Origin of the sequence: Syntrophomonas sp. (assembly GCF_028707975.1) — a bacterium.
Classification (GTDB): domain Bacteria; phylum Bacillota; class Syntrophomonadia; order Syntrophomonadales; family Syntrophomonadaceae; genus Syntrophomonas.
Window position 1 is genome coordinate 1 of sequence record NZ_JAQVZX010000088.1, and the last position, 7,181, is coordinate 7,181.

At 47.2% G+C, this 7,181-nt stretch carries 7 protein-coding genes and 1 pseudogene; 7 read left to right on the plus strand and 1 reads right to left on the minus strand.

Annotated features, from left to right (window positions below; translation table 11 throughout):
• Positions 1-185: pseudogene (locus tag PHP87_RS09695) on the plus strand (L-lactate permease); the annotation flags it as partial.
• 56 nt (positions 186-241) lie between these two features.
• Here the strand turns inward: PHP87_RS09695 and PHP87_RS09700 are convergent.
• Positions 242-1,423, minus strand: a complete 1,182-nt coding sequence (locus PHP87_RS09700; RefSeq protein ID WP_299920745.1) for a pyridoxal phosphate-dependent aminotransferase — start codon at positions 1,421-1,423, stop codon at positions 242-244.
• A 734-nt stretch (positions 1,424-2,157) separates the two neighbouring features.
• On the opposite strand from PHP87_RS09700, the gene PHP87_RS09705 reads away from it, so the two are divergent.
• The 6 genes from PHP87_RS09705 to PHP87_RS09730 all read left to right on the plus strand — a co-directional run.
• Positions 2,158-3,531 carry a diguanylate cyclase gene (locus tag PHP87_RS09705; RefSeq protein WP_299920748.1) on the plus strand — a complete coding sequence of 458 codons (1,374 nt, stop codon included), beginning with the start codon at positions 2,158-2,160 and terminating at the stop codon, positions 3,529-3,531.
• Between the two features lie 154 nt (positions 3,532-3,685).
• Positions 3,686-4,081 (plus strand): DUF134 domain-containing protein, encoded by a 396-nt coding sequence (locus PHP87_RS09710; RefSeq protein ID WP_299920751.1) that lies wholly within the window; start codon positions 3,686-3,688, stop codon positions 4,079-4,081.
• Between the two features lie 265 nt (positions 4,082-4,346).
• Entirely contained in the window at positions 4,347-5,450 is a 1,104-nt protein-coding gene (gene yedE, locus PHP87_RS09715; protein ID WP_299920754.1) for a YedE family putative selenium transporter, read from the plus strand.
• Between the two features lie 15 nt (positions 5,451-5,465).
• Positions 5,466-5,675 (plus strand): sulfurtransferase TusA family protein, encoded by a 210-nt coding sequence (locus PHP87_RS09720; RefSeq protein ID WP_299920757.1) that lies wholly within the window; start codon positions 5,466-5,468, stop codon positions 5,673-5,675.
• A gap of 253 nt (positions 5,676-5,928) precedes the next feature.
• Positions 5,929-6,288, plus strand: coding sequence for a metalloregulator ArsR/SmtB family transcription factor (locus tag PHP87_RS09725; protein WP_299920762.1), 360 nt, complete (start codon positions 5,929-5,931; stop codon positions 6,286-6,288).
• Between the two features lie 219 nt (positions 6,289-6,507).
• A partial coding sequence (locus tag PHP87_RS09730) for a heavy metal-associated domain-containing protein (RefSeq protein WP_299920765.1) occupies positions 6,508-7,181 on the plus strand: 674 nt, incomplete at its 3' end.

Genomic DNA, 7,181 nt, shown 5'->3' on the forward strand with positions numbered 1-7,181 from the left:
TGGTGGTGACTGCCGGAACGGCTATCAGTGCTGGTTTGGCCAGTGTTATTTCCCCGGCCAAACTGCAGAATGCTGCTGCTACCATAGATAGTATGGGTATCGAGTCGCAAGTCATCAAAATTGCCCTTCTCATAGCTCTCATCTTTACCAGTGTAGCTGCTCTCTTAACATTTATCTGGGCATAGAGGGGCATAGAAACGTCCCCGCCGGGTACTCCTGGTGTTCCACCCTGCAAAGTTACTTATTGCTTTAACTCTTCTGCAAGGGCGGCAAAAGCGGGTATCGAGTTTTCAATGGTTTTAAAATCTACACAATAGGCTATGCGGAAATAGCCGGGGCAGGCAAAACCGCTTCCGGGAACCAGCAAAAGATTGTATTTCAAAGCCTTTTGCACAAATTCAATATCATTGGGCAGGGGGGAGCGGGGGAAGAGGTAAAAAGCCCCCTGCGGTTTGACACAGGAGAAGCCCAGTTTCGTTAGTTGCCCGTAGAAGAAGTCGCGGCGCCGCTGGTATTCACTGGTATCGGGAAGCTCATCCAGGGACAGGGCTACCAGCTTCTGAAATAAGGAAGGGGCATTGACAAAGCCCAGGGTGCGGTTGGCAAAGCTGAGGCCGGCCATCAGGGTTTCTATATCCTCGATATCCGGGCTGGCGGCGATGTAGCCTATGCGCTCGCCGGGCAGGGCCAGGGATTTGCTGAAGGAATTGACCAGAATGCAGTGGGGGAAAAACTTCATCAGCGGCGGAACCACGGTATCATCATAGACCAGTTTGGTATAGGGCTCATCCGAAATCACCATAATACTGTGGCCATATTCTTTTTCTTTTTGTTCCAGGATAGCGGCCAGGGCCTTAAGGGTGCTTTCACCGTAGACCACACCACTGGGGTTGTTGGGGGAATTAAGTATGATAGCCTTGCAGCGCGGACTCAGGCTTTTTTCCAGGGCCTCCAGGTCTGGTAGGAAGTTAAGGTCGGTCGGTACCACCACGCTTTTACCCCCGTGGTTGTCCACATAAAAGCCGTATTCCACAAAGTAGGGGGAGAAGACGATAACTTCTTCGCCGGGGTCAAGGATGGTTTTCAGAACCACATTGAGGCCTCCGGCGGCTCCACAGCTCATTACGATATGATCAAGGGTTAGAGCTTTACCCGTTTCTTCCCGCAGTTTGTCGGCGATCTTTTCTCTAACCTCCGGGTAGCCGGCATTGGCCGTATAGCGGTGCAGGCCTCGGGATTCTTCCATTATTAGTTTCCGCAGCTTTTCCTGTACCGCCAGCGGGGGTTCGTAATCCGGGTTGCCCAGGCTGAAGTCGAAGACCTTGTCCTCCCCGTATAGCTGGCGCAATCTGTTTCCTTCCTCGAACATGGCTCTTATCCAGGAAGCGTTTTTAATATCATGGCGAATTTTTTCCGATATCATATATACCAATCTCCTTTTTTATTTTAATCCTAAATCATTTTATAATTTAACTCCAGTGTTCCGGTGGACACAACCGCCGAAAAGTGAGTTAATAGGTGCTTGAACAGTAAGATGTTGCAGGAAAAAACCGGGAGCCCTCACCCCTTACTCCTCACTTTTGTAATAATTATTCCTTGATGTCACTGCAAAAACCCCTTTTTGTTGCATAAGGGTTGCATGAATATACAAAACGCTGGCGAAGGTAAAAGCGGGCGGTCGAAGACCGCCCTTACAATGCCTTGGCAGTCGCTATTAAGGTTGTTGCGCCTGATTCGGAACGACACGGGGGTCGTTCCCTACATACCTTCGGTCGCTATTAAGGTAGCTGAGCGGTATATTTATGCACACTAATGCATATTTATTACTTTTTGCAGTGACACCTTCCTTATGATATATCAGAAGAATCGTCACCGTGATATATTCATGATATATTGCCGCACGAGGGTTAAATCAATCATAGCATGAATCATTCCTTTTCCAAGTATAATACAATAAGGCTGCTCTTACGGAAAGAAGGATTCACATCATGGCCCTTCATAACTCGAGCTCTGCACCAAGATTCAGGGCTTAATCCGCTTTGCAGAATCAGCAGGGAAGTGTTATAATTCCTTAAAAAAGGAAATATGCAGGAATCATCATTCTTAATTTAAAACAAGATAAACTCTCCCATTTCCCTATGTGAAAGGAAGAGAGCGATGCATTTTCCCCTGGACTTTTACCAGGCTGTTTTGGAAAATTTGAATCATGGCCTGGCTTTTTTTCGGTTTATTATCGACCGGGAAGCTAAAGCTAAAGACGCTGAGCTGTTTTTATTTAATCCCGCTTTTATCAAGTTAACTGGGCTTAATAAAATGGATATTATTGACCGGGGCCTCCAGGATTTGTTCCCAGGTATATTTGACTGGCGAGGGCTATTAGACCGTATTCGACCGGAGGGCAATAAGGAAAGACGGGAGTGTTATGCTCCAGCGTCAAGTAAATGGCTTTTGCTGGTATTATTCAGTCCCCAGCCTGGTATTTTGGGGGTAGCCCTGCATGATATTAGCGAGATAAAAACCGCCCGGGAAGATAATGAAAAGTCTACGAAGAGGCTTTCCTTTGAACCCCGGCTGCTCGAAGAAGGCTGGAACAGGAAAAAACTGTTATTGGGTTTGTCTCAAGCCATATCTGATGATTTGTCCCAGGAGATGTTTTCCCATGCTTTTTGTCTGAATCCCTCCCTCATGAGTATTACTACTTTCGATGAATCGATTTATCTGGATATTAATGAGAGTTTTTTGAATACCCTGGGATTCAACCGGGAAGAGGTTATTGGGCGTAGTTGCTCTGAGCTGGGAGTATTAAGCGTATCGCAGAGACTGCATATCCAGAAGATGTTATTGGAACAGAAAAGGATCAGGAACATAGAAAGCAAGTTCAGGTCAAAAGAGGGTCAGGAAGTGCCTGGTCTTCTATCCGCTGATTTGATTCAGGTCAGGGATAGGAAACTTCTGTTAATGGTATTCCATGATATTACGGAGAGAATAAGGATGGAAGAAGAACTGGAGGAAAAAAACCAGCAACTGCGTGAGCTGAATAGAATTCTTAAAGTTCAGGCGGTCACGGACAGCCTTACCGGATTGTATAACCACAGGCAGGTGATGGAAAAGCTGCAATTGGAAATAGCGCGGGCCAATCGCTACCAACAAGATTTGACTATAATGATGCTGGATATTGATCATTTTAAGAGCATTAATGATGAATTTGGTCATCAGGTAGGGGATGTGGTACTGGTAGAGGTGTCCCAAATAATAAGGAGAAATTTGCGCAGTATCGATATAGCCGGGCGTTATGGAGGAGAAGAATTTCTAATTGTTTTACCGCAGACCAATCTAAATAACGGAATGCAGGTGGCGGAGAGAATACGTCAGCAGGTTGAAGCGGAGGGCTTCGAGGAAAGTGAGGAAGGAATCACCGTAAGCATCGGAATCAGCCAGCACCAGGGGGAAGAAATGGCCGATTACATAGAAAGGGCCGACCAGTTGCTGTACCGAGCCAAAAGGGAGGGTCGCAACCGGATTGAGCGCTAAGAAGCCGGGTTAGCAGGGGGGGGTGGCCTTTTTTTGGGTTTAAAGCCTGCTTTGCTATTGCTTGCGTTGACATATGTTCAAAACCGGGCTAGAATCAAAACCAAGTAGGGTCCAAGCTGGCTCAGCTTAATGGATAAGAACAGGAGAGAAGGAAATGGCACGGGAACCCAGGTGTCGCCGAGTCGAATACATGCCCCGGGTGGAGTGTTTCAAACCGGCAGGTATACCGTTGTCGCGTTTGGAAGAAGTGCAAATAAAGGTGGAAGAACTGGAGGCCATCCGCTTGAAGGATCATTTGCGCCTGGAGCAGGAAGATTGTGCCAGGAGAATGCAGGTTTCCCGTCCTACTTTTCAAAGGATACTGGTTGAAGCCCGGGCTAAAATCGCCTTTGCTTTGAGCAGCGGTAAAGCTATACGCATCGAAGGAGGCAACTACTGCATGGGTGCGGGTTACTGCCGTCGGCGACAGAGAGAAATCAGAGAAGGAGAGCATTGCGATTTCAAGAGCTCTGCGATAAGAAGTGAAGCTGATGATCTGGGAAATGATTAAGGACTTTTAAACAATTTGACAATTAGGGAAGGATTTTAGAAGCACAATTAATTGTGCTTCTTTTGCTTCTTTATCCGTCTTGCCCGCTATTTATGGACAGTTCAATTATGTAAACTTTCAATTCATAAGACCTTTTCCGCTTTTCCAACAAAATCATTAAAAAAATTTGCCCTACAGGCAGGAATAAATCAACAGCATCCCGAAATATAATTATATAACATTTAATATATAACTTATTGTTATATATGAAGGGAGAGGGATTGTTTTGGACAGGACAAAATGGTTTGTACTGAGTGTCGGTTTGATAATTGGGGCAATTGCGGTAGCCCTGGTCAAACTGGGGAATCCACCCAACATGGGTTTCTGTATCGCTTGTTTTGAACGGGACATTGCCGGGGCGATTGGATTGCACCGGGCTGGTGTGGTTCAATACATGCGGCCGGAAATTATTGGGATGGTTCTGGGTGCTCTGCTGGCTTCTCTTTTTGCCGGGGAGTTCAAATCCCGGGGAGGCTCGGCCACTTTGGTGCGCTTCATCCTGGGAGTATTCATGATGATCGGAGCTCTGGTATTTTTAGGTTGCCCCTTGCGGGATGTACTGCGTATGGCCGGGGGAGATTACAATGCAGTAGTTGCTTTTATTGGTTTTGTTTTTGGAGTAGGAACAGGAGTTTTCTTTTTAAAAAGGGGTTTTAACCTGGGACGGGCCGAATACAGCCATTCTCAGGCGGGAGGATTTGTTCTGCCCCTTATTATGGCTTTTTTCTTATTCATCTTGTTGAAGGCTACGGTCTTTAACCCTGATGCGGGGGGACCCCTGTTCTTCAGCGCCGAAGGACCAGGCAGTATGTTTGCTCCGCTGGCTTTTAGTCTGGGCGCCGGACTTTTGGTGGGGATACTGGCCCAGCGGGTTCGTCTCTGCTTGAGCGGTGGAATCAGAGACTTCATGCTGATTCGGGATAATACCCTTTTACTAGGCTTCATCGGTATATTTGTGGGGGCCCTGCTTTTAAATATAGCTTTTGGCTTCTTCAAAACTGGTTTCGCTCCGCAACCGGTGGCTCATACCATGCACTTGTGGAATTTCCTCGGGCTTTACCTGGTAGGATTGACGGCTACTCTGTTAGGCGGTTGCCCCTTGAGACAGTTGATCTTGTCCGGAGAAGGAGATACCGATGCAGCTACAGTCGTGGTGGGTATGATTGTAGGTGCTGCTATATGTCATAACTTCATGTTTGCCTCCGGAGCCATGAAAGTGGCGGACGGGGTGGTAGCGAGTTCCGGAGGACCGGGGATTTACGGGCAGATAGCCTGCATTGTAGGAATAGTCGTAGTGGCGGCCATTGGCTTTGCCTTCCAGGAAGATTAAGGGGGGACGGGGAAAATGGAAAAGGTGGATGTCAGAGGTTTGAGCTGTCCCATGCCGGTGATTAAAACCAAGAAACTTATGGATAAGGGAGTAAGGGAATTACTGGTGGTAGGAACCAGCAGCGTGTCCAAGGAAAATGTGAGCAAGTTGGCCCGCACCAGCGGCTACCAGGTAACCATGAAAGAAGATGACAAAAACGAATGGGAGATGGAATTAAGGAAGTAATATTAATCACGCTTCCGTACCAAAGGAATATCTATAACCGCGGGTTTTCCCGCGGTTTTTAGTTTTTTGTGCCAAAGTATTCGGTTTTTAATTTTGACCACAAATAATAATTCCTTTTTCTCCTGCTCGGCAATAATAAAGTTTATACCTTGCCCCTGCTCTTTTTTTTGCTTGATTATTCTGCTGGAAAAGGTGATAATAAAACTAACATATGAACAATTATTCAAATGTAGGATTGGGAGTGAGGGATACAATGACAACGGCTGGGGAAGATTGCTGTGAAGTCCAGTGTATTCATGAGGATAAGGTGAAGCTGGCCCGCCGGGAGAGGCTGGCGGAAGATACGGTAACGGCTTTGGCGGATATTTTCAAAACCCTGGGGGATGCGACCAGGCTAAGAATACTCTCTGCTCTGATGCGGCAGGAACTATGTGTCTGTGACCTGGCGGCCGTTATTGAGATGTCTGATTCGGCGGTATCGCACCAGCTGCGGGTACTTCGCAGTCAGAAGCTGGTCAAGTTTCGCCGGGAAGGGAAGGTAGTCTACTATTCCCTGGCGGATGATCATGTCAGAACTCTTTTTGCCCAGGGATTGGAGCATGTTAATGAGTGAGGAGAAAACTTTTCTTGCTAATCCCCATCGCGCCCGGCGCTCAGCGTATCTGATAAACTGTAAACCAATATAAAGGAGAGATATCTGAGAACCGGGAGGAGGACACCAGCACCGATAAAAAGTGAATCCGCTTGTACTTGAACGCTAAGATGCAACTGGTATGTTAACTCCTTACCCCTCACTTTCTTATTGATAAAGGAGGTGCACAATTTGTCGGGAATGGCTATACGAATAGAAGACATCGCAGAACAAGGTTGTTTGCGCCTTTTTGCTCCGGGAGTGCTTGATGAGAGCAGCAGACTAGAAGAGAAGATGCGAGGATGGCCCGGAGTTGTCAAAGTCCATTTCGAGGCCGAAACGGGCAGACTGGAATATGGCTATAACCCCTTTATCACCGATACCACCCGGATCATGGAATCGCTGCGGGGGCTGGGATATGAAGTAAGGGAAGAGCAACTAGCTGTTCCTGGCAAAGTAGGCAACTGGACAGATTCACCGGGGCGTATCCAGGAGACATTTTCCGACAGCAAGAGCAGCGTTATTCGTCTGGAAGGGCTGGATTGCGCTGATTGTGCCGCTAAATTGGAGAGAAGCATACTGGCTATCTCCGGGGTAGAAGAAGCCCGGGTGAACTTTGCCGCTTCCAAAATGAAAATCAGCCACCAGATTCCCCTGTCCGAAGTCTTGGGCGTAATAGAAAAAATGGGATACCGGGGGAGCGAAGAGGGAAATCCCGCTGCAGAAGAGAGAATCTCTCTATGGAAGAGTAATAAATATTATCTGTCCACTCTGCTATCAGGAATGCTGCTTTTGCTGGCAATTAGTCTTCAGTTGTTGCAAATATCCGAATTTTGGACTCACAGCAGCTATTTACTGGCTATTGTCCTGGGGGG